Source organism: Streptomyces sp. NPDC086147 (assembly GCF_040702165.1).
Taxonomy (GTDB): Bacteria; Actinomycetota; Actinomycetes; order Streptomycetales; family Streptomycetaceae; genus Streptomyces.
Genome location: NZ_JBFBJO010000001.1, coordinates 619,948 through 644,719, shown reverse-complemented (window position 1 = coordinate 644,719; position 24,772 = coordinate 619,948). Strand labels below are relative to the sequence as shown.

22 protein-coding genes are annotated in these 24,772 nt (G+C 72.4%); 13 read left to right on the top strand and 9 right to left on the bottom strand.

Annotated features, from left to right (window positions below; translation table 11 throughout):
- Positions 1–31: 31 nt before the first annotated feature.
- Together AB0398_RS03075 and AB0398_RS03070 are read right to left on the bottom strand one after the other, a co-directional pair.
- Positions 32–1,381 carry an FtsK/SpoIIIE domain-containing protein gene (locus AB0398_RS03075; RefSeq protein WP_366371908.1) on the bottom strand — a complete coding sequence of 450 codons (1,350 nt, stop codon included), beginning with the start codon at positions 1,379–1,381 and terminating at the stop codon, positions 32–34.
- A complete protein-coding gene (locus tag AB0398_RS03070; protein ID WP_366371906.1) occupies positions 1,378–1,713 on the bottom strand; it encodes a hypothetical protein in 336 nt (111 codons plus the stop codon). The genes AB0398_RS03075 and AB0398_RS03070 overlap by 4 nt, the downstream gene beginning before the upstream one ends.
- Positions 1,714–1,865: 152 nt before the next feature.
- On the opposite strand from AB0398_RS03070, the gene AB0398_RS03065 reads away from it, so the two are divergent.
- The 3 genes from AB0398_RS03065 (at position 1,866) to AB0398_RS03055 (ending at position 6,337) form a co-directional block, all read left to right on the top strand.
- The gene (locus tag AB0398_RS03065; protein WP_366371904.1) at positions 1,866–2,183 is read left to right on the top strand and encodes a putative quinol monooxygenase; all 318 of its coding nucleotides are present in this window, start codon (positions 1,866–1,868) and stop codon (positions 2,181–2,183) included.
- The gene (locus AB0398_RS03060) at positions 2,174–3,415 is read left to right on the top strand and encodes a helix-turn-helix transcriptional regulator (RefSeq protein ID WP_366371902.1); all 1,242 of its coding nucleotides are present in this window, start codon (positions 2,174–2,176) and stop codon (positions 3,413–3,415) included. Before AB0398_RS03065 ends, AB0398_RS03060 begins: the two co-directional genes overlap by 10 nt.
- Before the next feature lie 2,004 nt (positions 3,416–5,419).
- Positions 5,420–6,337, top strand: coding sequence for a hypothetical protein (locus tag AB0398_RS03055; protein WP_366371900.1), 918 nt, complete (start codon positions 5,420–5,422; stop codon positions 6,335–6,337).
- Between the two features lie 593 nt (positions 6,338–6,930).
- Here the strand turns inward: AB0398_RS03055 and AB0398_RS03050 are convergent.
- Positions 6,931–7,155, bottom strand: a complete 225-nt coding sequence (locus AB0398_RS03050; RefSeq protein ID WP_366371898.1) for a hypothetical protein — start codon at positions 7,153–7,155, stop codon at positions 6,931–6,933.
- A 398-nt stretch (positions 7,156–7,553) separates the two neighbouring features.
- Between AB0398_RS03050 and AB0398_RS03045 the strand changes: the two genes are divergently transcribed.
- Positions 7,554–8,243 (top strand): alpha/beta fold hydrolase, encoded by a 690-nt coding sequence (locus AB0398_RS03045; RefSeq protein WP_366371896.1) that lies wholly within the window; start codon positions 7,554–7,556, stop codon positions 8,241–8,243.
- 109 nt (positions 8,244–8,352) lie between these two features.
- On the opposite strand, the gene AB0398_RS03040 is transcribed toward AB0398_RS03045, so the two are convergent.
- Positions 8,353–8,784: a PPOX class F420-dependent oxidoreductase gene (locus AB0398_RS03040; protein ID WP_366371894.1), complete on the bottom strand. Its 432-nt coding sequence runs from the start codon at positions 8,782–8,784 to the stop codon at positions 8,353–8,355.
- 517 nt (positions 8,785–9,301) lie between these two features.
- Here AB0398_RS03040 and AB0398_RS03035 point away from each other — a divergent pair.
- The 5 genes from AB0398_RS03035 to AB0398_RS03015 all read left to right on the top strand — a co-directional run bounded on the left by AB0398_RS03035 (position 9,302) and on the right by AB0398_RS03015 (position 16,699).
- The gene (locus AB0398_RS03035; protein ID WP_366371892.1) at positions 9,302–11,395 is read left to right on the top strand and encodes a HEAT repeat domain-containing protein; all 2,094 of its coding nucleotides are present in this window, start codon (positions 9,302–9,304) and stop codon (positions 11,393–11,395) included.
- Positions 11,396–11,556: 161 nt separating this feature from the next.
- The gene (locus AB0398_RS03030; RefSeq protein WP_366371890.1) at positions 11,557–12,390 is read left to right on the top strand and encodes a hypothetical protein; all 834 of its coding nucleotides are present in this window, start codon (positions 11,557–11,559) and stop codon (positions 12,388–12,390) included.
- Positions 12,387–13,664, top strand: coding sequence for a HAMP domain-containing sensor histidine kinase (locus AB0398_RS03025; RefSeq protein WP_366371888.1), 1,278 nt, complete (start codon positions 12,387–12,389; stop codon positions 13,662–13,664). The genes AB0398_RS03030 and AB0398_RS03025 overlap by 4 nt, the downstream gene beginning before the upstream one ends.
- A 130-nt stretch (positions 13,665–13,794) precedes the next feature.
- Positions 13,795–15,174, top strand: a complete 1,380-nt coding sequence (locus AB0398_RS03020) for an FtsW/RodA/SpoVE family cell cycle protein (RefSeq protein ID WP_366371886.1) — start codon at positions 13,795–13,797, stop codon at positions 15,172–15,174.
- A 49-nt stretch (positions 15,175–15,223) separates the two neighbouring features.
- The gene (locus tag AB0398_RS03015; protein WP_366371884.1) at positions 15,224–16,699 is read left to right on the top strand and encodes a penicillin-binding transpeptidase domain-containing protein; all 1,476 of its coding nucleotides are present in this window, start codon (positions 15,224–15,226) and stop codon (positions 16,697–16,699) included.
- A 65-nt stretch (positions 16,700–16,764) separates the two neighbouring features.
- On the opposite strand, the gene AB0398_RS03010 is transcribed toward AB0398_RS03015, so the two are convergent.
- Complete coding sequence (locus AB0398_RS03010) at positions 16,765–17,883, bottom strand: ferritin-like domain-containing protein (RefSeq protein ID WP_366371883.1); 1,119 nt, start codon at positions 17,881–17,883, stop codon at positions 16,765–16,767.
- 178 nt (positions 17,884–18,061) lie between these two features.
- Here AB0398_RS03010 and AB0398_RS03005 point away from each other — a divergent pair, with 178 nt between their 5' ends.
- The 4 genes from AB0398_RS03005 to AB0398_RS02990 all read left to right on the top strand — a co-directional run bounded on the left by AB0398_RS03005 (position 18,062) and on the right by AB0398_RS02990 (position 21,627).
- Positions 18,062–18,997 (top strand): diiron oxygenase, encoded by a 936-nt coding sequence (locus AB0398_RS03005; protein ID WP_366371881.1) that lies wholly within the window; start codon positions 18,062–18,064, stop codon positions 18,995–18,997.
- A 178-nt stretch (positions 18,998–19,175) separates the two neighbouring features.
- Positions 19,176–19,898: a TetR/AcrR family transcriptional regulator gene (locus AB0398_RS03000; RefSeq protein WP_366371879.1), complete on the top strand. Its 723-nt coding sequence runs from the start codon at positions 19,176–19,178 to the stop codon at positions 19,896–19,898.
- A 77-nt stretch (positions 19,899–19,975) separates the two neighbouring features.
- Positions 19,976–20,272 (top strand): hypothetical protein, encoded by a 297-nt coding sequence (locus AB0398_RS02995; RefSeq protein WP_366371877.1) that lies wholly within the window; start codon positions 19,976–19,978, stop codon positions 20,270–20,272.
- A gap of 74 nt (positions 20,273–20,346) precedes the next feature.
- The gene (locus AB0398_RS02990; protein ID WP_366371875.1) at positions 20,347–21,627 is read left to right on the top strand and encodes an NlpC/P60 family protein; all 1,281 of its coding nucleotides are present in this window, start codon (positions 20,347–20,349) and stop codon (positions 21,625–21,627) included.
- Positions 21,628–21,723: 96 nt separating this feature from the next.
- On the opposite strand, the gene AB0398_RS02985 is transcribed toward AB0398_RS02990, so the two are convergent.
- From AB0398_RS02985 to AB0398_RS02970, 4 genes are all read right to left on the bottom strand, one after another.
- Complete coding sequence (locus tag AB0398_RS02985; protein ID WP_366371873.1) at positions 21,724–22,251, bottom strand: DUF6584 family protein; 528 nt, start codon at positions 22,249–22,251, stop codon at positions 21,724–21,726.
- Between the two features lie 72 nt (positions 22,252–22,323).
- A complete protein-coding gene (locus AB0398_RS02980; protein ID WP_366371871.1) occupies positions 22,324–23,559 on the bottom strand; it encodes a styrene monooxygenase/indole monooxygenase family protein in 1,236 nt (411 codons plus the stop codon).
- 41 nt (positions 23,560–23,600) lie between these two features.
- Positions 23,601–24,368, bottom strand: a complete 768-nt coding sequence (locus AB0398_RS02975; protein ID WP_366371869.1) for an ATP/GTP-binding protein — start codon at positions 24,366–24,368, stop codon at positions 23,601–23,603.
- Positions 24,349–24,771, bottom strand: a complete 423-nt coding sequence (locus AB0398_RS02970; RefSeq protein ID WP_366372343.1) for a DUF742 domain-containing protein — start codon at positions 24,769–24,771, stop codon at positions 24,349–24,351. Before AB0398_RS02970 ends, AB0398_RS02975 begins: the two co-directional genes overlap by 20 nt.
- Position 24,772 lies beyond the last annotated feature (1 nt).

Sequence of the window (24,772 nt, the reverse complement as noted above, 5' to 3'; positions counted from 1 at the left end):
GGTCACGCCACCGAGGTGGGGAGGAGGCCCGCTAGGGGGTCGCCGGGGACGGCTTGACCAGCGGAACCGGCGTCGGGGCGCCGACGTGGACCGGGACGGCGGGCCGGTAGGGGGTGAGGGCGGGCAGGTCCGGGGTGAGGTGGGCGTGCGCGGCGCAGATCTCGGCCGCTTCGGCGGCGGTGAGCTGGGGGGTGCGGATGCGGGACCAGCCGCCGGAGGTGTCCCCCGCGACCGCGATGCCGGGCCGGTCCGGGGGGATGGTCAGTACGGTGACGACGGCGTCGGGGGCGATGTCGCCGACGCCCATTTCGGCGGTCTGCTTGTCGTTGACCCGGTGCACGGTCCGGCCGGTGAGCTGGGCCCGGAGCGCGGTGGCGCCCTTGCCGAGGTCGGAGCCGAAGCGCTGCCCGCACACCTCCAGGAAGATGCCGGCCGCACGGGCCATCTGACCCAGGCGGATGAGCTGCGTGACCATGCGGTCCCGGCGTTCCTCGTCCTTCTTCGTCGCCACCAGGAACAGTTCCGCGACCTCGTCCACCAGGACCACCACCGGGGCGGGACGGACGTCATCGGGCAGGGCCCAGATGTCACCGGCCCCGTAGGCGCTGAGGAGGTCGAAGCGCTCTTCCATCTCGCCCACCAGCACCTCCAGGAGGCCGTCGGCGTCCTCGGGGGTGGTGGCCAGGGCGGAGAGGCGGGGTGCGTAGGTGCGGTGCTCGACTCCGCGCTTGCAGTCGATGCCGACCAGGGCGACCGGGAGCGGGGCGAGTCCGGCGACGAGGTTGCGCTGATACATCGACTTGCCCGACTGATTCGCGCCCAGGGTCAGCGCGTGGGGGATCTTGAGGTAGTCGCGGACGAAGGCGGTGCCGTCCTCGCGCAGTGCGACCGGAACCGACATCGGCCCCGACAGGATGCGGCGCGGCATCCGCACCCGGCGAAGAACGTCGTAGCCGGTCATCCGCAGCTCCACGAAGCCGGGCTTGACCGTCACCACGGTGACCGAGTGGACGCCCCAGGCGTGCCGCAGCCGCTCGGAGGCCGCCATCACATCAGCGGGCTCCAGACCCGCCGGGAGGCGCAGGGTGACCCGCAGGCCGGTCAGGCTGCCCCGGATCCGGCGGACCTTCGGGGGAACCGGCTGGACGTCGGCGCGGCGGGCGACGTTGCGGACGAGGAAGGCACGGAAGCGGGACGGCTGGACCGTCAGCCCGCACACGTCCATCGTGGACCGGTAGGTCACCGCGAACCGCGTGGTCGCCACCGGCAGACCTACCAGCGACCAGAACACGCGCGGTGTCCGGGCCTTGGCGTAGCCGAGAGTGCCGGCGGTTCCGGCGAGGGGGAGACCGACCTCCCATAACGTCGACAGGTCCGTCATGACCAGGCCCCGGCCGTGAGGGCGACGGCGCGGAACGAGATGCCGTGACGGGTCTGGCCGTTGAACGTGTTCTCCCAGTCCCGGGCCTTGAGCCCGATAACCGATACCGGCATGCCCGGCGTCAGGTTCTCCGGGAGACCGGTCTCCGGCACGGTCACCTGGTAGAGGTTGCCCTCCCCCTCGTCCGAGATCAGCAGCCCGACCGTCGACAGCCCCGCACCGGTCTCCCGGTCCACGGCGCGCTCACCGGTCTGCTTGCTCACGAGCTTCGGGACGGGGGCCGTGGCGACGAACACCACGGCGGTCGACGTGTCCACCTTGAACGACGGCATAGCGGTACTCCTTGAGTCGGGCTCAGCGATGTTCGCCAAGTCGCAGCTTCACTATGAAAGTAGGCGCAGAAAAACTGCGAGTCAAGAAGTTCTGCGAGTAGCAGCGCAGCTGCATCTCTGCGACTCTGAGGGCGACACCTAAGGAGGACCACATGACCAGCGGTTTCGGCCTAGTCGTCCGGTTCAACCTGCGCGACGCAGAGGCAGCGAAAGCCTTCGACGTTCTCGTCGAGGAGACCTTGAAGGGCATCCAGGCCCATGAGCCCGGAACCCTCTCGTATGTCGTGCACACCGTGGCTGACGAGCCCAACACCCGGTTGTTCTATGAGCTGTACGCCGACCGTGAGGCGTTCGACCAGCACGAGCAGCAGCCGCACACCCGCCACTTCCTGGCTGAGCGGGAGAAGTACGTGGCGGACTTCGACGTCACCTTCGTGCAGAGCCAGGGTGCCGCCGGGGCGTGGAGGTGACCTCAGAAGAACGCCGTGTCTTCGGTGCGCGGGTTGCAGACCTTCGCGAGCAGCGCGGCCTCACGCAGAAGCAGCTGGCCGCCGAGATCGGTCGTACTGCGAGTTGGCTGTCCCAGGTAGAACGGGGCATCCAGCCGGTCAACCGCCTTGACGTGCTGCGCCTACTGGCGGACGGCTTGGGAGTCTCCGTACAGGAGCTGCGGGCAGACGCGCCGACGCAGGCCCCGGCAGAAGAACCGGCCATCGAGCTTCCCAACGATCTCGACCAAGCGCGCTTGGTCATCTCGGGCCACCCCGTCCCGGAGGTCGTTCTCGATCCGGCCGGCCCTGGCCCCGCCAATGTGGAGGAGCTGCAACGCGCGGTGGACCGAGTGTGGGAGCTGACCCACGCCAATGAGTTCGCGGAGCTGAGTTCCACCTTGGGGCCGTTGGTACCCCGGATCGAGCGCGCGGCGAGGACGGCTCCGCCGGAGGATCGGGGAAGGCTATGGGGTCTGCTCAGCCGCACGTACCAGGCTCTCGCCGCCGCATTCGTACGGCAAGATGAGGCGGACGCCGCATGGGTAGCAGCGGACCGTGCCATCCGCGCAGCGGAGGAGTCGGGCAAAACCCTTGAGGTGTTCGCCAGCGTCTTTCGTCTGTCCCAGGCCTTCGTACGGCTCAAGCACCTCGACCAGGCCGAGCACTCAGCGACCACCGCCTTGAACGCGCTGGAACGGCACTATCGAGAAGCCGCGGGTGAACCCGAGGCACTGTCAGTCATCGGAGCCCTGCACCTGGCGCTGGCCCTCATCCACGCACGAGCGGGTGACCGTACCCGGGCGCGGCAGGAGATGAAACGAGCCCGCGAGGTCGCGGCACGACTGGGCGAAGACCGCAACGACTTCAACCTGGAGTTTGGGCCGACCAACGTGGAGATCCAGGCCGTCTCGATCGCGGTCGAGCTGGGAGACGCCGGCGAAGCCATCGAGGTCGGCACCGAGCTGGACACGTCCTCGCTGTCGCTGGAGCGTCGAGCCCGCCTGAAGATGGACCTTGGCCGGGCCTACGCGCAACGGCGCCAGGTCGGCGAAGCACTGGGAGCCCTGCTGGACGCCGAGGACCTGTCCCCAGACTTGATCCACACACACGTCGTCGCTAGGGAAACGATCCGGGACCTTCTCCTCTTGGCCGGACGTGCGACGCCCCCGGAGCTGAAGGAGCTTGCCGACCGGGCAGACGCGCGGCCTTGAGCTGTTACAAGTTTCTCTACCTCATCAAGCACCCGGCTGCGCTCCGCTCCGCCGGGCGGGCTTCCCGGCTCCGCTGGGGCGCCGCTCCTGCCTCCGGCCCGCTCCGCCCCCGCTGCGCCGACGCCCGCCCCTGTAAGCGGGACAGGCCCAAGGGCTTGAGTCCGAGTACCCGACGCCCGTGGTTCTTTTCCCGTCACCGACATGCCTCCGGCGGGGGCGCAACAAGCACCAGGATGGGCGGGGGCTCCGTGAGCGGGTGCCGGCCGTGGGGTGTTGCGGTGAGGGAACTCCCATCCCGTCTGCCGTCGACCCAGGCAGAGCCGAGCAGACACGGCACCGGGCGTCCAGGTCGTTCGTACAGTGGCGCGCTCCACCTGGACGCCCGGCACCGCGCCTGCTCCACGGTGTGTGGGTCGACGGCAGACGGGATGGGAGTTGGGGGGCTTGCGGTGGGCGAGCCCAAGCTGGTTCCGCCCCAGATCTTCAACAGCTAGGGGCAGGCACTCCTGACCTCTGCCAAAATCCACCCATGAGGCGTTGCGTTGGAGTGACACGACGTGGGCAGGCGTGCCGAAACTCGGCAGGGCGAGGCGGCCTTTGCCATCTTCACGGAGGAGGCCGACGTAGCCAGACGCCCAGGGTTCGGACACCACCTATAAGGCCTCTAGGCTTGCATCAGTCGCCCAATCCAGGGCAATCACCTCGCCGAAGAGGTTGGCTTTGGAAGCTGTCATGGATGCTTACGAGTTGGTTTGAATGGTTCTGGGGCAAGGTCGGTCGACGCTGACCACGAGCCTTCAAGGCGGTACGCTCCTGCCAACACGTCACTCTTATGAAGTCCGCTGCTAACGCTACGTGCGACTGGGAGGGAGCCACCTATGCAGTGTCCTTCCTGCTTGGCCCCCACCAGTGTGATTGAAGCTAGAGAAACCAACGACGGCTGTTCGATCAGGCGACGCCGCCGATGCTCAGCCTGTGACCGGGTGTTCACGACAGTAGAAATGTGCACACTCCAGTTCCCGCCCCTGCAAGGCCTGCTTACTCCCTTCTCGCGCCACTCCGTGATCACCAAGGTCCGCACTGCGGCGCAGAAGCAGCCTGAAGTAGAAGATGCAACCGCTCGCAGGTCCAGGTCGAGGCAACCCTCCCTAGGATCCGTGCGCCCACTTCGTCTCCCCGTGCACCAGAGCTCAGGGCCTGACGTGAACGGCTATGCGCCGTTTCCGCTGCTCTCTGCTTCGGGCCGGGGTTGAGCCAGCGCTATAGACCTAACCCACTAACATCATCGAGACCAAGGAGCGCGATGCGCGGTCCGGCCCTTTAGCGCATCCACGTCTTCATGTGGCCGTTGATCCGTGATCTGTCTGTCAACCTCTTGAGCGGCGTGCTGGTCAGCCTGGCCGGCCTCTCAGTACGGCGTCTTCGTCGCCGACACATCCAGCGCCGCGCGAGGGCAGCGACTGACAACGCTGCTTCTGAGTGACCGCACCCGCTGAGTGTCTAACTGCGTGACAACCGTGGCGTACGTTCCCGAACAACAGCGAACGCCTACGTTCAATCTCTCCAAGTCATCGGGGCTCTAGCCTCTATACAGCCCGCTGCCTAAGTTGCTTCGGGACGAAGAAGTCCTCGTGCCACATCCGTACCAGGTCGCGTGGGGACTCACGGGGAACGAGGGGCATTTAGAGGGCCTGCATGGCGAAGCGGATAGCGCCGCAGCCGTGCAGGTCAAGGCGAGGATCACCCTCTCGCTCTCCTAGAGCGGTGGTACACGATGGCTGGTGAGACGTGGGGGCCGTAGCCCCCGACAGGAGATGTGCGATCTGTGCGACAGCACGCCGAGCCGCATCCTGCCGTCGCCAACGTACCGGGGTATGATCCCCTCCGCCCCAACTAAGGGGCCACGGAAGGAACTTCCTCTCCGCCGGCGCGAGTCGGAAATCGGACCAGAAGAGCCAACCGCCACTGAACCCTCCCAGCCGGGAGGCCGAGTGCAGGAGCAGCATGCCGAAGACCGCGTATATCTACGTCCCCGCGCCCTCGAAGGCGAACCTTGAGATCGGCCTCAACCGCGGACTGTGGGGCTGGAAGAGCCCCACCCTTGACCGTGCAACCGGCCGCTCTGACGTCCAGAGCCTTGAAGTAGGCGACTACCTCGTCCTCGCACACATTGGCCCACAGGCCCGCGTCCCCGCCGGCGGATGGGCCAACGCTGCTCTCAAGCGCGTCATCGTCACCCAGATCACCCGGCCCTACTTCGAGGACACCACACCAGTCTGGCCTGACGACACCTACCCCGAGCGAGTCGGTATCGACCTCCTTGCCGACGAAACCAACGTCACTGGACAGACCCTGGGCGACCAGGCCGCCGAAGCGCTCCGGCTTTCCGCCAACAAGCAGGGCTCAGCGCTCGTCTACCCCGGCACCGCCGCTCTCGCCCAGTTCGTCACCGAGTTGTCAACCGCAGACGAGCAGCAGCCCCAAACCTCCAATGAACCGGGCGCTGTGACACATACCGGTGCCGACAGCGCACTCGCCGAAGTCCTGGTCCGCCGTGAGCAGAGCAAGCTTCGCAAGAAGATGCTCAACGGCGCCGAGACCTTCACCTGCGCCCTGTGCGGACGCCACCTCCCGGTCCGCTTCATCCGGGCCGCTCACATCAAGCGCCGTAGCCAGGCCACCCGCGAAGAGCGCCTCCAGATGGCGAACATCATGCCTGCCTGCCTCCTGGGCTGCGACGAACTCTTCGAGCACGGCTACATCCATGTCACCGAGACCGGCCACGTAGCTGTGAGCGGCAAGGCCGGCGAGCACCCCGCCCTTAAGGAAGCCGCCGACCAGCTCAACGGCAACCCCGTCGGCGGGTACAGCCAACACCGGGCCCCTTACTTCGCCTGGCACCGAAACAACATCGTTCAGTAAGGGCCTGGCTCGGGGCGCTCTCGGGCCAGATCCCACCAGAGTTTCGACGCCGGGATCCAGGCGCACGGCCTATACGTGGACGGGGCCGCGTGATCACATCCGAGATAGCTCTCTGACCTGGCAGAACTCCCGAGACACACAGGGCCTCCGGAGCCGTGTGCGCAGGTTCGAATCCTGCCGGGGGCACTTCGCAGAAGTGCCACACAGACCCCGTGATCAGCGGAAACGCTGAACGCGGGGTCTTGTTGTATGTGCCGGCGAGCGTACGACCGCTGGGGCGGGAGCCCCTTGGTGGGGCGCGGGTACCGATCGGGGCGTGGTGTTTCGGGGGTGTCCCGGAAATGCGGCGGGCCTCGACGTCGGTGGTCCGTCATGTTTCACGGCCAACGCCCCGGCCTTCCGTTCGAGTTCGATGACGAGCACGTCGAAGCACGAGTCGTCGGCGGGGACGTACACGAGCGGTTCCGTCGGAACGCCTTCCCTGCCGGTCGTCCTCCGACCGGTCTCCGCCGGGCGCCCGGAGCCGGCCTCCTCACGGACGGGGCCGGTCCTTTCGCCGCATCGTCTTCGGGGCTCTCGGACGCCGAGGCGGCTTACGCGGAGGCCCGGTAGAGGCTCAGGTTGCCGTTGGCGAACAGGTGGACGTAGCCGCACGACCAACAGATCAGCCCGGTGGCCGACTCGTTCGCCCAGGCCAGGTTGAAGAACTCCATCCCGGTGCTGTTCAGCTTCACCTCGCGCTCCCGGAAGGTGTCGCCCTCGCAGATCAGGCAGTGGATCTTCTTCTCGCCCACCTGCGCGTGCACGGGCTTGGCCATGGCTCCCCCTCGTTCTCGTTCCGGTCTCGGGGCGGCACACCCGCGCGCCGCCCCGCCGCCTCACTCTGGCACGACGACGGACGCCGGGACATTGCCCGTGATCGGCAGTCCTGGCGAGTACCCCGTGCCGGGTCGCGCAGGGTTTCACCTGCGGCAGCGGTCTCCGGCGTCCGGTCGTGCCGCTCCTTCGGGGCCTTCGGGGCCTTCGGTCGGCCCTCGTTCCCGACGGTGGTCGTGAGCGATCGGCCGGTGCTTCTACGATGCCTGGCAGCGGCCCGGTGGCCGGGACGCTCGGAGTCGGGTGAGGTGGGGTCTGTATGGGGCGGTCGCGTGATGCCTGGCTGCGGCGGTTTCCCGGGGTGGGGGCCGCGGGCGGGAGCGGGGCGGGGTGGGAGTTGGTGTGCTTTCCCCACGCCGGTGGTTCCGCCTCCTACTGGCGGCCCCTCGCCCTGGCGCTCTCCCCCGCCGTCGACGTGTCGGCCGTGCAGTACCCGGGGCGCCTCGACCGGCTGCGCGAGGCGCCCGTGGAGGACCTCCACCGGCTCGCCGATCTGATCGCGAAGGCGCTGGGGCCGTCGGGCGGGCGTCCCCGGGCGCTGCTCGGGCACAGCATGGGGGCCTCGCTGGCGTACGAGGTCGCCGTGCGGCTCGCCCTGGTGCACGGCGGCGGGCCGGACCTGCTCGTCGTGTCGGGGCGGCGCGCGCCCGCCGCCGCCCGGTGGCGGGACCGGTACGTTCCGCTCGGTGACGACGAACTCGTCGCGCGCGTCAGGCGGTTGGGAGGGACGGACGCCGCCGTGTTCGACGAGCCCGACCTGCTGGAGCTGATCCTGCCCGCGCTGCGCGGGGACTACCGCGCCCTCGCCTCGTACGAGGACACCCCGGGCCGGCCGCTGGCCTGCCCCGTCGTCGCCCTGACCGGCGACCGGGACACCGAGGCGACCGTCGAGGAGGTCGGGGCCTGGGGCGAGCACACCTCGGGTGCCTTCCGGACGCACGTCTTCGAGGGCGGCCACTTCTTCCTCAACGACCACGCCGACGAGGTGGCCGGGCTGGTCCGGGGCCTGCTGTCGGCCCGTACCGGCTGAGCGCGGACGGGCCGGTCTTCCGGCGGGGCCCCGGAATCGTTCGGTCGGGGGCGCGCGATCGGCGGGCTGGAAGGGTTCGGCGGGCCCGGCCCACCGCCGTCGTGGCCCGTCAGTGGATGTCGGCCCCGTACACGTGCTCGACGGTCAGGGTGATGAGGACCCGGCGGTCGGAGACCATCACCGCCCGGTACTCGTCCCAGTCCGGGTGCTCGCCGGCGGCGGCCCGGTAGTAGTCGACCAGGGCCTCGACCTCCGGTCCGTGCGGGTCGGTGCCCGGCCCGGTGAGCGTGACGGTCCCCTCGGCGGTGGCCCAGGACATGCCGTCGGGGCCGGTGACCTCGAGCGCGGCCCGGGGGTCCCGTCGCAGGTTCGCCGCCTTGGCGGTTCCGGCGGTGGTCGACACGCGGACGACGCCCGCCGACTCGTCGTAGGACGGCTGGACGGGGGAGAGCTGCGGACGTCCGTCCGCCTTGATGGTCGCGAGGATCCCGAGCCGGCTCTCGGCGAGCAGCGCCCTGGGATCGAAGGATGCGGCAGTCATGGACCGATCATCGACCGCCCGGTGGTGGGGAAGTCAAGTGAACCGCCCCTCCAACGGCGGTACTCGGCCGGGCGGCCCCGCCTCTTCGGCACCTGGCGGCCGGTCCGCCCGCGCCCCGTTCCCCCTCCGCCCGACCCCGCTCACCGGCCCCTGCCAAGAGCCCGTTCTCCTCATGGACGACATCACGCCACGTATGGAGCGGTACGGGGAGTTCCCGGCACCGCTCTTCGCGCCGGAGCGTACGGAGGCGTGACGCGGGGCGCGGACACCGACCGGTCGCGCGGGTGACGAGTGGTCCGGTCGGGGCGGTGGGGAGGAAGCGGCGCGCGGGCGGGCGGGAGCGGGTCTGCAAGGGCGGGTACGCAGGGCAACTGCCTTGCTCCGCAGCGTACATGGCGCAAAGAGAACGGAAGGCGGACCTCCCGCGGGGTGGGTATCGGCGGTACGGCCTTGTTGTCCCTCCTGTGGTGCACACTTGCTGCCTGGTACAGCGCTCACGGGGAAGGCGGCCTGGCACATGCTGACGGGGATCGAGGAGGTCGACTGGGCCTCGCTGGGGCATGCGTACGGCCCCGCGGACGACGTGCCGGAGCTGCTCCGCGGACTCGCCTCCGCCGATCCCGCCGAGCGGGAGACCGCCCTCGACGGCATGTACGGGGCGGTGCACCACCAGGGCGACGTCTACGACTCGACGCTCGCCTGCATCCCCTTCCTCCTCGAACTCGTCGCCGACCCCGGCGTCCAGGACCGCGGCTGCATCGTCGAACTCCTCACCAGCATCGGGGGGATCGAGCTGGACGACGAGGAGGAGATGGGCGAACACCCGGGCGACGACGGGGAGTTCATCCCCGCCGCCAACTACGCCATGGCCGCCGCCGCCATCGCCGCCGGGGCCGACGTCTTCCTCGGCCTCGTCCCGGACCCCGACCCCGAGGTGCGGCTCGCCGCGCCGTGCGCGCTCGCCTCGCTGCACCCCGAGCCCGCCCGGGTGCTGACCCTGCTGCGGGAGCGGCTCACCGTCGAGCGGGACACCGAGGTGCGGCTCGCGCTGGTGGCCGCCGTCGGGCAGCTCGCCCTGCGGCACGCTTCCCTGCGCGCCGAGACCGTCGACTGGCTCGGCTGGCTCGCCCGTGCCGCCCAGGACCCGGGGCTCCGGCTCGCGGCCCTCGCCCAGCGGGCGCGCTGCGCGCCGTGCGAGATCCCCGAGGACGTCGTGCCGTGGGTGACGGAGCTGCTGGAGGAGATCAGGACCGCGTCCGTCCCCGGCGCCGGGTCCGACACGCTCCGGGGCGCCGCCCCGACGCTCATCGGGCAGGTGCGGGAGCTCCTGGAGGAGCACGCGGCCGGGCGGCCCGCCCCCTGGACCGAGGAGCTGCTGCGGACGCTGCACGCCGCGCTCGACGACCGCGTCGACGACCGGATCGCGCTGGTCCTCGCCCAGCTCCGCAGCCCCGACTGGGGGCAGCGCTCGGACGCGATCTGGCTGTGCGGAGGGCTGATACGGGTCTGGCGCGGGCGGTACGAGGAGGTCGTCCGGCTCGTCGGCGACCAGCTCCACGACCCCGAGCCCCGGCTCCGGGAGGCGGCCACCTCCTTCCTGGAGCGGCTCTTCGAGCTGGGCGCGCCCGCCGCCGACGCGCTCGCGGCGCGCCTGGCCTCGGCGCCCCCGGGGCCGGCCGGCGGGTACGGCGCCGTCGGGCGGTCCGGGCGGGACGGGGCGCTGATCGCCCTCGCCCGCGCCGGGGACGTCCGCGCGGTGCCGCTGATCGCCCGCGCCCTGGAGGAGGGCGAGGTGCGGCGGGAGCTGCTGTACGCCACGGACGGCCTCGGGCCCTCCGCGGCGATGCTCGCCCCCGCGCTCCGGCGCGAGCTCGCACGGGTCGAGCTGGACGAGCGGCTGTACGACCGGGCGGCCCCGCTGCTCCACGCCCTGGCCGCCGTGCGGGGCGCCCAGGCCCTCCCCGAGGTGCTGCGGGTGCTGCGCGGCGCGCCCGCGAACCGGCGCGACCGGGTGCGGGAGGCCGCCCTGCGCACCCTCGCGGCCTTCGGGCCCGCCGCCCGGGAGGCCGTACCGGAGCTGCGGGGGCTCCTGGCCGACGAGTCGGCCGCCGTCTCCACGGCGGCGGCGCGCGCCCTGTGGGCGGCCGAGGAGGGTGTGGCGGCGGTGCTGCCGGTCCTGGAGCGGTGGCTGCGGCCGGACCTGCCGGGCGCGGACCGGTGCGCCGCCGCGCGGGTCCTGGGCGAGATCGGTCCGGCGGCGGTCGCGGCGGCCCCCGCCCTGCGGCCCGCCCTCGTCTCGCGGGACCCCTGGGTGCGGGTCCGCGCCGCCGGTGCCCTGTGGCGGGTGACCGGGGAGACGGAGGAGGCCCTTCCGGTGCTGCTCGCCGCCTGGGAGGAGCACCGGCACGCGCGCGTGGACATCGCGGAGTGCCTGGCGGAGATGGGCCCCGCCGCCTCGGCCGCCCAGCCGGCCGTCCTCACCGAGCTGACCCGCAGACGCCGGCACAACGCCCGCGAGGGCGCCTCGGGCACGCACGACCTCCACCTCGACGAGAAGCTCCTCACCCTGTGCCGGGCCGCGCTCGCGCGGATGGAGCGGGGGGTGTACTGAGCGGGGGCGTACTGGGCGGGGACATACTTGCCTGGCGGAGCGCGTACCCGGGCGGAACGATCGAGGTGGAAGCCCGGGCGGAAGACAAAAAGGACTTCGGTCCGCATAAGGTCTACGGGGAGCAGGACAGCCCGTAGACCGACCGGGGAGCAGGTGGCCACGTGGCAGCGCGCGGAGTGCACGTCGCCCTCGGCGTCCTGTGCGCGCTGTGCGTCTCCGCGCTCGCCGGCTGCGGAAGCGCCGGTACGGGCGGGCTGGAGAGCGCCGGGCCCACGCGCCCCGCCGTGGGGCCCGTACGGCTCTGGCCCGATCTGCCGCCCGCCACGAACCCGCCGATCGACTACGGCGAGTCCGACATCCAGCGCGTTCCCGGGATCCGGGTCGCCGGCGGCGACGTGCGCTCCGTCGACGCGGTGGAGGTCGTCCGGGCCGAGGTGCGCGCCCGTCCCGACGCGCGCAGCGGCGCGGACGGGCTGTACGAGGAGACCGCCCGGGCGATCGGGGCGTGCGTGAGCGAGCCGGCCTCCTGCCCGGTCATGCGGCCGTACTACCGCGACCTCACCGGCGACGGCCGGGACGAGCTGATCGTCGGGATCCGGATGCCCGAGCAGCAGGTCGCCGTACGGGTCTACCGCGCCGAGGAGGGCGGTCTCACCCGGATCATGTCCACCGTCGACCAGGTCATCAGCGTGGAGCTGGCCGGCCGCGACCTGATCATGCGGGTCGGGTCGGCCGGCATCCCCGGGTACGAGTACCGCACCGCCTGGGCCTGGGACGAGCGGCAGGGCAGCATGCTGCCCACCCGGGACGAGATCGTCCGGACGGGCCCTTCCGGCGGCAGGTCCCCGGCCGGGCGGGGTCCCGGGCCGGGGCCCGAGGTCGGGGTCGGTTCCGGGTCCGGTTCCGAGGCCGGGACCGCCTCCCGCCCCGACCCCGGTCCCTCCGGAACGGCCCCCGCCCCCACCCCCGTACCCCCTCCGGAGGAGAGTCCGTGAAGGCGCTCCGGCGGCCCGCCTGGACCGCGACCCTCACCTGGAAGGCCGCCGTGTTCATCGCGGTGATGTGCTGCGCCCTCGCCGCGCTGCTCGGCGCCCTCGTCCACGTGTCCGTGACCCGGCAGACCGTGGACGACGCCCGGCAGAAGGCGCTGGTCCGGCTCGGCGAGGTCACCGACCTCTACGAGGCGGGCGAGCCGCTCCCCCGGTTCGCGGGCGTCGACCCGCCGGACCTCCCCGCGCCCCTGCGGGTGCTCGCCCTGCGCGGCGAGCGCGGCACGGTGGTGGCCGACCGCGGGGGCCGGCCCGCGATGTGGGCGGCGGGCCCCGCCGACGGCCGGGCCCTCGCCGTGCGCCTCGACTACACCCAGAGCGCCGGGACGATCGACGCGCTCGGGCGTTCGCTGCTCGGCTCCTCCGCCCTGGCGATCGGCGCGACCCTGCTCGTGGGCGTCTTCGCCGTCACCCGGGTCACGCGCCGGCTGCACCTCACCGCCCGGGTGGCCCGCCGGATCAGCGCCGGCGACCTCGACGCGCGCGTGGACGACCCGAGGACGAAGGACCCCTCCCGGCCCCAGGACGAGGTGGCGACCGTCTCCGGCGCGCTCGACACCATGGCCTCCTCCCTCCAGCGGAAGCTCCAGAGCGAGCAGCGGTTCACCGCCGACGTGGCGCACGAGCTGCGCACCCCGCTGACCGGTCTCACCGCCGCGGCCGAACTGCTGCCCGAGGGGCGCCCCTCGGAGCTCGTACGGGACCGGGTGCGGGCGATGCGCGGGCTCACCGAGGACCTCCTGGAGATCTCGCGGCTCGACGCCCGCAACGAGACCGTGGACCTGGCCGTGCACGAACTCGGTCCGCTGGCCGAACGGGTGGTCCGCGCCTCGGGCACGGAGACGGAGGTGCGGGTCCTCCGGGACGCCGACGTGGAGACGGACCGGCGGCGCCTGGAGCGGGTCCTCGGCAACCTGGTGTCCAACGCCCACCGGCACGGCGCGCCCCCGGTGGTGGTCACGGTGGACGGGCCCGTGGTCTCCGTGCGGGACCACGGGCCGGGGTATCCCGCGTATCTGCTGGAGTCCGGGCCGCAGCGCTTCCGCACCGAGAGCGGGGGCAAGGGGCACGGCCTGGGGCTGACCATCGCGGTGGGGCAGGCCGAGGTGATCGGCGCCGAACTGGTCTTCGCCGAGGCGCCCGGCGGGGGCGCCGAGGCCCGGCTGCGGCTCCCCGAGTACGTACGCCTGGACGATCCCCCGCCGGAGGGGAACGCCTGAGGACGCCCGATGCCCTCGGGCCCGAGGCCGCCGGGGACACCCGAGGCCGCACGGAGGGCCGCGGCAGGAGCACGGCGGCACACCGTCCCGCAAAAGGGACATAGCGCATGCCGCTTGCTACGTTGCGGCCATGACCGCACCGCGAACGGACGCGCCCCCGCCCGGGGTCCCCGTCCCGAAGCGCCGCGGCGTGGAACTCTCCCTCCTCGTCTGCGCCGTCCTCATCTCCGTCTACGGCTACGCCGCGGTCGGTCTCGCCCGCGCCGGCGCCGTGCCGCCGGACGCGGCCCGCTACGGGGCCGGGCTCGGCCTGCTCGCGCTCGTCGCCCACCTCGCGGTCCGCTTCGGCGCCCCGTACGCCGATCCGCTGCTGCTGCCGATCGCGGTCCTGCTCAACGGCCTCGGCCTGACCCTGATCCACCGGCTCGACCTGGAGACGCCGTACGACCGGGCGGCGACGACCCAGCTGGTCTGGTCGGCCCTCGGGGTGACGCTCTTCATCCTGGTGGTGCTGCTGCTGCGCGACCACCGCACCCTCCAGGGGTACGCGTACGTCTCCGTCGCCGCCGCCCTCGCCCTGATGCTCCTGCCGGTCTTCTTCCCCGCCGTGAACGGCGCCAGGATCTGGATCCGGATCGGCGGGCTCTCCTTCCAGCCGGGCGAGTTCGCCAAGATCCTGCTCGCGGTCTTCTTCGCCGCGTACCTCTCCGCCAATCTCCACGCGCTCGCGTACACCGGCCGCCGGATCTGGAAGTTCCAGTTCCCCCCGGGGCGGGTCCTCGGGCCCGTCGTGGCGATCTGGCTGCTGAGCGTCGGCGTCCTCGTCCTGGAGCGGGACCTCGGCACCTCGCTGCTCTTCTTCGGCCTCTTCGTGATCATGCTGTACGTGGCGACCGGCCGGACCGGCTGGATCGCGGTCGGCCTGGTGCTCGCCTCCGCCGGCGCCTTCCTGGTCGGCTCGCTCGAACCGCACGTCCACAGCCGGGTGCAGGACTGGCTCGACCCCTTCGCCTCGATCCGGGCGGGCGAGGGGCCGGGGCAGCTCGCCCAGTCCCTGTTCGCCTTCGCGGCCGGCGGGATGCTCGGCACGGGGCTCGGCCTCGGCCACTCCGTGCTCATCGGCTTCGCCGCCAAGTCCGACTTCATCCTGGCGACGGCCGGCGAGGAGCTGGGGCTCGTCGGCCTGACCGCGCTCTTCCTGCTGTACGCGCTGTTCGTCGGCCGCGGCTACCGTGCCGGGCTCCTGCTGCGCGACCCCTTCGGGCGGCTCCTCGCGATCGGGCTCGCCTCGATCGTGGCGCTCCAGGTCTTCGTGATCGCGGGCGGGGTGATGGGGCTCATCCCGCTGACCGGCATGGCGATGCCGTTCCTGGCGCAGGGAGGTTCCTCGGTGGTGACCAACTGGGTGATCGTCGCCCTCCTCGTCCGGGTCAGCGACTCGGCACGCGCGCCGCGACCGGAGTCGGCCGACACCGGGGAACTCGCGCGGGTCAAGGAGGGCGCCGCGTGACCGGGCGGGTACCGGCGCACGCGCTCCGAACCGCCCCCGGAGCCCCCCGGTGATCCGGTACATCCGGCGCGCCGCCGCGCTCTGTCTCCTCCTCCTGGCCGCGCTGCTCGTGAACGCGGGCCGCGTCATGGTCGTCGAGGCCGGGTCGCTCGACGACAACCCGGCCAACCGGCGGATCGCGATCAGCCGGTACGAGCAGCCGCGCGGCGCGATCGTCGTCGACGGGAAGCCGGTGACGGGCTCCCGCGACAGCCGGCAGCAGCTCCGCTGGGAACGGACCTACCGCCAGGGGCCGTTGTACGCGCCGCTGACCGGTCACGCCTCCCAGACGTACGGCACGACGCTCGTCGAGAACGCCGAGGACGCCGTCCTGGCGGGCACGGAGCCGATGCTGGCCCCGCTGCCGCTCCTGAACGGCCTCACCCGGGGCCGGGAGCCCGGCGGCGACGTGGTCACCACGATCCGGGCGCCGATGCAGGAGACCGCCTTCCGGGGGCTCGACGGGAAGCGGGGCGCGGTGGTGGCGGTCGAACCGGCCACCGGCCGGATCCTGGCGCTCGTCAGCTCGCCCTCGTACGACCCGGGGGTGCTCTCCGGGACGGGCCCGGGGGTGGAGGAGGCCTGGAAGCGGCTGGGCTCCGCGCCGGACCGGCCGATGCTGAACCGGGCGCTGCGGCAGACGTACCCGCCGGGCTCCACGTTCAAGATCGTGACGGCAGCGGCGGCCCTGGACGCGGGCGCGGTGCGGGACGTGGACGCGCCGACGGACACCCCGGAGCCGTTCGTGCTGCCGGGCACCCGGCAGGTGCTGCCGAACGAGGCGAAGGGCTGCGGCGACGCCTCCCTCGCGTACGCCCTCCAGTGGTCGTGCAACACGGTGATGGCCGGGCTCGGGGTGGAGGTGGGTCTGACGGGGATGGTCGACGCGGTGGAGCGGTTCGGCTTCAATGACACGGCGCTCCGGGTGCCGTCCTGGGTGGCGAAGTCCAACTTCGACCGGGAGATGGGCCCGGACCAGCTCGCGCTGTCGTCGATCGGGCAGTTCGACACGACGGCGACCCCGTTGCAGATGGCGATGGTGGCGGCGGCGGTCGCCAACAACGGCGAGATCGCCCGTCCGCACCTCGTCGACCGCACGACGACCTCCGGCGGCGCGACCGTGGAGCGGACCGCGCGCCGCGCCTACCGGCAGGCGATGAACCCCTCGACGGCGCTCCGGCTCCAGGAGCTGATGGTGCGGGCCGTGGAGGACGGGACGGGGGCGAACGCGGCGATCCCGGGGGCCCGGGTCGGCGGCAAGACCGGCACCGCCCAGCACGGCTTCGGCAACACCGGCACCCCCTACGCCTGGTTCATCGCCTGGGCGCAGGGCGAGGACTCGGCCCGGCCGGCGGTGGCGGTGGCGGTGGTCGTCGAGGACGCGGAGGCCTCCCGTACGGACATCAGCGGGGGCGGCAGCGCGGCGCCGGTCGCGAAGGCGGTGATGGAGGAGGCGCTGCGGCTGGAGGCGGAGGGGAGGAGGTAGGGCGGGGCCTCCGCGCGGGGGCCTCCGCGCAGGAGCCTCCGTACCACGGTCGCCCCGTCCCACGGTCACTCCGCGCCCGCCTCGCCGCTCCCCGCCTCGATCGCCGCCGTCACCTCCGCCGCCCGGTCCCGCTCCTCCGCCGCGAAGCGCTCCGCGTCGAGGCGTTCCGCGACCTCCTCGTCCTGGGCCATCAGCAGGTCCAGGTTGGAGTCGCCGAGGTCGAAGACGCCCATGTCCAGGTAGGCCTTCTGGAGGCGCGGGCCCCACAGGCCGATGTCCTTGACGCAGGGGACGATCCGGCTGAAGAGCAGCTTGCGGAAGAGCCGGAGGAACTCGCTGCGCTCGGTCAGCTCCTCGGCCTCCCTGCGCGCGACGCCGAAGTTCACCAGGACGTCGGTGGCGCGCAGCCGGTCGCGCATCAGGTGGCAGCCCTCGATGACGAACTCCTCGCGCTCGCGGAGCTCGGCGTCCGAGAGCTGCCGGTAGTGGTCGCGCAGGGCCATCCGGCCGAAGGCCACGTGCCGGGCCTCGTCCTGCATCACGTACGCGAGGATCTGCTTCGGCAGCGGCTTGTCGGTGGTGTCGCGGATCATGCCGAAGGCGGCGAGGGCGAGGCCCTCGATGAGGACCTGCATGCCGAGGTAGGGCATGTCCCAGCGGGAGTCGCGCAGGGTGTCGTCGAGGAGGCCCTTGAGGTTGTCGTCGATCGGGTAGAGCATCCCGACCTTCTCGTGGAGGAAGCGGCCGTAGATCTCGGCGTGCCGGGCCTCGTCCATGGTCTGGGTGGCCGAGTAGAACTTGGCGTCGAGGTCGGGGACGGACTCGACGATCCGGGCGGCGCAGATCATGGCGCCCTGTTCGCCGTGGAGGAACTGGCTGAACTGCCAGGAGGAGTAGTGGCGGCGCAGCTCGCCCCGGTCCTTCTCGGTCAGCTTGGCCCAGTGGCGGGTGCCGTGGAGGTCCAGGGCCTCGTCCGGGGTGCCGAGCGGGTCGTACGGGTCGACCTCCAGGTCCCAGTCGATGCGGGTGGCGCCGTCCCACTGCTTGTCCTTGCCCTTCCGGTAGAGGGCGAGGAGCCGGTCGCGGCCGTCGTCGTAGTCCCAGGAGAAGCGGGCGGCGCCGGCGGCCGGCACGCCCCAGACGGCTTCGCCGGGGGCGTTCGTGTAGAGGTCGTGCGTCGACATGGACGACTCCTTCTTCCGGGCGGCGCCGGTACGGCCCCAGCAGGCTCACACGCTGTTGACGGCCCGTCAATAACTCCTACGAGAAGGCGCGCGAAGGATTGACGACTCTGCTGACGAGCAGTCCAATAACGGGTGACCCACGGCAACGCGACGGCGAGCAGCGCGAGGTGTCCCCGCCATGACCCCCTTCACCGAGCCCGACTTCACCCGCTTCCGGGACGCGCTGGGACCGCTGCGCGACCGCGAGCAGGTCGCCGAACGCCTCCTGGAGTCGTCGCGCAAGCACTCCTACGACCCCGACACCGAGCTGGACTGGGACGCGCCCTTCGAGGAGGGCAGGTGGTTCTGGCCGCCCGAGCTGGTCTCCCTCTACGGCACCCCGCTGTGGCGCCGGATGTCCGAGGAGCAGCGGCTCGACCTCTCGCGCCACGAGGCGGCCTCGCTGGCCTCGCTCGGGATCTGGTTCGAGATCATCCTCATGCAGCTGCTCGTCCGGCACGTCTACGACAAACCGCTGACCAGCCAACACGTGCGGTACGCGCTGACCGAGATCGCCGACGAGTGCCGGCACTCGATGATGTTCGCCCGGCTGATCCGGCGCGGCGGGACGCCCGAGTACCCGGTGCCGAGGGTCCACCACAACCTCGCGAGGGTCCTGAAGAGCGTCTCCACCACCCCGGGCTCCTTCGCCGCCACGCTGCTCGGCGAGGAGATCCTGGACTGGATGCAGCGCCTGACGTTCCCGGACGAGCGGGTGCAGCCCCTCGTGCGCGGGGTGACGCGGATCCACGTGATCGAGGAGGCCCGCCACGTGCGGTACGCCCGCGAGGAGCTGCGCCGCCAGATGGTGACCGCCCCGCGCTGGGAGCGCGAGTTCACCCGGCTGAGCTGCGGCGAGGCGGCCCGGGTCTTCTCGGTCTGCTTCGTCAACCCGGGAGTGTACGAGGCGGTGGGCCTGGACCGGCGCGAGGCCGTCGCCCAGGTGCGGGCGAGCGGGCACCGGCGGGAGGTCATGCAGGCGGGCGCCAAGCGGCTGACGGACTTCCTCGACGACGTGGGACTGCTGCGGGGGCCGGGACGGCGGCTGTGGAGGTCGTCGGGGCTGCTGGCGTGAGGGGGTGCCGCAGGCCCTGCGGGTGCTACCGGCCCTACGGGCCCTGCCCGCCCTACGGGCCCTACGGGTCCTGCCGGTCGTGCGAGCCCCGCCGGCCGTGCGGGTCCCACCGGTCACGCCGACCCCGGGAACCGGACCGCGCTCCCCGCCGGGAAGGCGCGCGGTTACGCTGCGGAGCATGACGAGTCCCCCCACGCCCGCCTACCGCAGGCTCAGCGTCGAGGAGCGGCGCGGCCAGCTCCTCGAAGCGGCCCTGGGGCTCTTCGCCCACCGGACGCCCGAGGACGTCTCGCTCGACGACGTCGCCGAGGCGGCCGGCGTCTCGCGGCCCCTCGTCTACCGGTACTTCCCCGGCGGCAAGCAGCAGCTGTACGAGGCCGCCCTGCGCTCCTCCGCCGACGCCCTGAACCACTGCTTCGCCGAGCCGCTCGCCGGACCGCCCACGGAGCGGCTCGGCCGGGTGCTCGACCGCTACCTGGCCTTCGTCGACGAGTACGACGCCGGGTTCAGCGCGCTGCTGCGCGGCGGCAGCGTCGTCGAGACCCCGCAGACCACCGCGATCGTGGACGAGGTGCGGCGGGCCGGCGCCGAGCAGATCCTCCTCCACCTCGGGGTGGAGCGGCCGGGCCTCCGGCTCGGGATGCTGGTCCGGACGTGGATCGCCGCCGTGGAGGCCGCCTCGCTGATCTGGCTGGGCGAGGAGAAGCAGCCCCCGGCGGCGGAGCTGCGCGACTGGATGGTGGACCACCTGGTCGCCCTGCTGACCGCGACGGCGGCGGGCGACGAGGAGACGATGGCGGTCGTCCGGCGGCTGCTCGCCCAGGAGAAGGCCGAGGGGCCGGTGGCGGACCTGGCCCGCCGGGTGATCCCGGTGGTGAACGAGGCCGCCCACCTGCTGTGAGCCGTGGGCGGGGACGGCGAGCCCGTCGCGGGGACGGACGGTGACCCGTCCCGGGCGCGGCGGGAGAGACTGGAGGGGTGAGAAGCGAGAACACCCCCTTCCGCGGCGGGCCCCTGGACGGCCGGGTCCTGCCGATCCTGGTCGGCCCGACCGGCCACCCGCCGAAGTGGTACGAGGTCCCGGTCCCGGCGCACGACGGGAACCCGCCGACGGTGTACGCCTACCGGCGCGAGCCCGCCGGCTACACGAAGCGGCTCGGGCTCCAGCGCGGCTGGGTGTACGCGTACGCCCCCGGGGGCCGGGAGCGGCGCGAGCTGAAGTGGCCGTGGTCGAAGCCGGGCGGGGGCTCCGGGGGCTCTGGTCCGACCGGGTGAGGGCGCCGGACGCGCCCCTGTTCATACGGTAATCAGATGAAGTGAACCGTCATCATCCCCGTGGAGGTGGTGACGTGTCACGAAGGCTGCTGCGCACGGTCTGCACGGGAGCGCTCGCCGCGCTGACGGCGCTCACGGGGGCGGTCCCGGCGGGCGCCGACCCGGCGGACCCGCCCACGGAGCCTCCGGCCCGGGCCCCGGTCGCCCGGCCGGACCCGGAGCTGGAACCGGTGGGCCCGGTGGACCCGAAGGCCCCCGAGGCTCCCGTACCGACCGCCCCCACCGATCCGGAGGGCACGGAACCCGACGACGCCGCCGCCCTCGCGCCCCCCGGCGGAACCTCCGTGGCCGGCCTGCTCACGCGCCTGCGCACGCTCTACCGGCAGGCCGAGGAGGCCACCGAGCGCCACAACGCCGCCGAGGAGGCGCTGAAGCTCCAGACCGCCGACACGCAGAGGCTCGCGGCCGGGCTCACCGGCGCGCGGGCGGCCCTCGACCGGGAGCGCGCCGAGGCCGGACGGATCGCCCGGGAGCAGTACCAGGGGAGGTCGGAGCTCTCCTCGTACCTGGACGTGCTCTTCGCCCCGGACGCGCGGGCGGCCATGGACCGGGAGCGGCTGGCGGCCCGGGCGGGGCGGGACCGGGCGGGCGCCGTCGCCCGGCTCGAAGGGGCGGCCCGGCGGGCGGACGCACTCACGAGCACCTCCCGCAAGGCCCTGGACCGGCAGCGGCGGCTCGCCGCCGAGCAGCGCACGCGGCGCGACGAGGTCCGGAAGAAGCTGCGGGAGGTGGAGAGACTCCTCGCCGGCCTCTCCCCGACCCAGCTCACCCGGCTCACGCAACTGGAGCGGACGCAGACCGCGGGCGCCCAGCGCGAACTGCTGGGCTCCGGGGTCCTGGACGGCCCGCGCACCCCGTCCCGGGCGGGCGGGGAGGCCCTGAGGTTCGCGGTGGGGCAGATCGGCAAGCCGTACGAGTGGGGGGCAGAGGGCCCGGAGGCGTACGACTGCTCGGGGCTGACGCAGCGGGCGTGGGCGGCGGCGGGCCGGAGGATCCCCCGGACCAGCCAGGAACAGTGGAGGACGCTGCCCCGGGTCCCCCTCACGGAGCTGCGGCCCGGTGACCTGGTGGTCTACTTCCCGGGCGCGACGCACGTGGCGGTCTACCTGGGCGAGGGGCTGGTGGTCCAGGCCCCGCGCCCCGGCGCGAAGGTGAAGGTCTCCCCGGTCGCGGCGAATCCGCTGCTCGGAGCGGTACGCCCGGACCCGGACGGAACGGCCCTGGCCTCGTACACTCCACCGGACCTGCCGGAGGGCGCGAGGGCGGGCGAGGACGAGGGCTTCGACCACACCTGAACGCACGGCCGGACGCCCGGTCCGGGATCGTGACGACCCAACGCACGGCCAAACGCCCGGTCCGGGATCGTGACGACCGAACGCACGGCCGGTCGCTCACTCCAGGATCGTGACGACCCCGACCACCCAGATCGCCAGGTGCAGCAGGACCCCCACCGCGCACCCGCCGCCCATCAGCACGCCCTTGAACGTCCAGCCACCGGTCTCCGGCGGGGGGTGTCCGTACGCCCGCTCCTCGTACGAGGCGGGATCGTCCCAGTCGACCGGCCGCCCCAGCTCCCCGGCGCGGGCGGCCCGCACCGCCGCCAGCCGCCCCTGGGCGAACGCGGTGGCGGCGAGCGCCTCGGGCCCGCGCCAGGCGAGGGCCTTCATCCGCCGCGCGGGAGACCCGTACCGCTCCTCGAACGCGACCGTCTCGTCCTCCCGCCGGTCCTCTTCGAGGTACATCCACCGCCCGGCCTCCGCCGCGTCCCCGTACAGCCGGTACACCTCGGCGAGCCGGCGGCGCAGGGGCAGGTCGCACGGGAAGGACGAGACGAGTCCACGCAGCCGCTGCCGCGCCACGGGCACCCGCCCGGCGGCGAGGTCCGCGTCCACGCGGGCGAGGGTGTTCGAGAGAGACATGCCCGCATGATCGAACGGAACGGGCCGCCGCCACGACCGGTTTTCGACGGTCGTGGCGGCGGCCCGTTCTTGTCAGTTCTGGGTCAGCGACGCCAGGTACGCGCCCGTCTTCTCCGGTTCGTAGAAGAAGTTCTCGAAGTCGGACGGGTCGTTGAAGCCGTTGGCGAAGCGGTCGGCGGCGGGCTGGAGCCGGCCGGCGGCGCCGAGGAGGTTCAGGACGTGCTCCGGCGGCGGGGCGAGCATCGCGTTCGTCCACTTGGTGACGTGTCGGGCCGTCTGCCAGTGGCGGTCGAAGGTGGCGCGCATCCAGTCCTCGTCGAAGGGCGCCTCGCCGTGTTCGACGATCGAGGAGAGGTAGGCCGCCGCGCACTTGGAGGCCGAGTTGGAGCCCTGGCCCGTGATCGGGTCGTTGGCGACGACGACGTCCGCGACGCCGAGGACCAGGCCGCCGCCGGGGAGGCGGCCGACCGGGTTGCGGACGGTCGGGGCGTAGCGGCCGGCGAGGGTGCCGCCCGCGTCGGTCAGTTCGACCTTGGTGGCCCGCGCGTACTCCCACGGCGTGAACCGCTCCATCAGCTCCAGCGTCAGCGCCAGGTGCTCGGAGGGGTCCTTGACGCCCTTGAAGACGTCGAGCGGGCCGCCGGGGATCCCCTCCCAGAAGAGGATGTCGGCGCGGCCGCCGGTGGTGAGGGTCGGCATGACGAACAGCTCGCCGACGCCGGGGACGACGTTGCAGCGGACCGCGTCGAAGTCGGGGTGCTCGGGGCGCGGGCCGAGGCCGTGGACGTACGCGACGGCCAGCGCCCGCTGCGGCGCGTCGTACGGGGAGCGCGAGGCGTCCCGTTCGAACATGGAGACCAGCTCGCCCTTGCCGGCCGCGACGAGCACCAGGTCGTAGTTGCGGGAGAAGTAGTCGAGGTCCCCGACCGCCGCGCCGTGGATGACGAGCTGGCCGCCGCGCTGGGCGAAGGTCTCCATCCAGCCGGCCATCTTCACCCGCTGGTCGACGGACTGCGCGTACCCGTCCAGCCTGCCCACCCAGTCGATCGGGCGGGAGGAGTCGGGGCCGGCCACCGAGACGCCGAGGCCCTCGATGCGGGGGGCCTGGGACTCCCAGAAGTTGAGCCCGAGGTCCCGCTCGTGCTGGAGGGCGGTGTCGAACATGCACTGGGTGGACATGACCCGGCCGGCGCGGATCTCGTCCGCCGTCCGGTTCGACATGAGGGTGACCTCGTACCCCCGCGACTGCAGTCCGAGGGCGAGCTGGAGGCCGGACTGCCCGGCTCCGACTATGAGTATCTTCCGCATGGGTGGTGCTCCTGGCGTGGCGTGGCGTGACGGGGGCGGGGCTATTCGGGGGTGGCGTCCAGGGCGTGCGCGACCATGGCGAGCAGGGTCTCCACGACGCTGTAGCGCTTGCGCGCGTCCATGATCACCACGGGGACGTGCGCCGGCACGGTCAGCGCCTCCCGCACGTCCTCCGTCTCGAACAGCTCGCTGCCCTCGAAGTGGTTGACCGCCACGATGTACGGGAGTCCGCAGCTCTCGAAGTAGTCGAGGGCCGGGAAGCAGTCGGTGAGGCGCCGGGTGTCGGCGAGCACGATCGCCCCGATCGCGCCGCGCACCAGGTCGTCCCACATGAACCAGAAGCGCTGCTGGCCCGGCGTGCCGAAGACGTAGAGCACCAGGTCGTTGTCGAGCGTGATCCGGCCGAAGTCCATCGCCACGGTGGTGGTGAGCTTGTCCGGCGTGGCGGTGAGGTCGTCGGTGTCCTCGCTCGCCCGGGTCATCAGGGCCTCGGTCTGGAGCGGGGTGATCTCCGAGACCGCGCGGACGAAGGTGGTCTTGCCGACGCCGAAGCCGCCCGCGACGACGATCTTCGTCGCCGTGGGGGCCTTGCTGTGGTCGAGCTGCCAGTCCTGCGCGCCGTCCTCGGTGTCCGGGCCGGACGGTTCGGACGGTTCGGACGCGCCGGGGCGGGGCTGTGCGGGGATGCCGACGGCCACCGGTGTGTCGGAGACCGCTTCGGAGACCGCTTCGGAAGCGGCCGCGGAGACGGTTCCGGAGGCGTCTCCGGAGACGGAGACGGCGGTGGCGTCAGAGACGACGGAGTCCACTCAGCACCCTTTCGAGGAGCGCGCGGTCGGGCTGGCCGGTGCCGTGACCGGTCCCGTACACACGGATCTTTCCCTGGTCGGCCAGGTCGCTGAGGAGCACCCGGACGACCCCCAACGGCATCTTCAGAAGCGCCGAGATCTCGGCCACCGTCCGCATCCGGCGGCAGATCTCGACGATGGCCCGCATCTCCGGCATCAGGCCGCGGGCGCCGGTCCCGCCGTCCGTCAGGACCTTGCGCGCGGCGGGCGCTTCGAGCGCCGCCACGAAGGTCTCGACGAGCAGGACGTGGCCGAAGCGGGTCCGGCCGCCGGTCAGCGAGTACGGGCGCACGCGCGCGGGGCGGCGGCCCTCTCCCCGTACCGGCAGCTTGAACGCGTGCGGGACCGGGGCCGCCGAGGACATG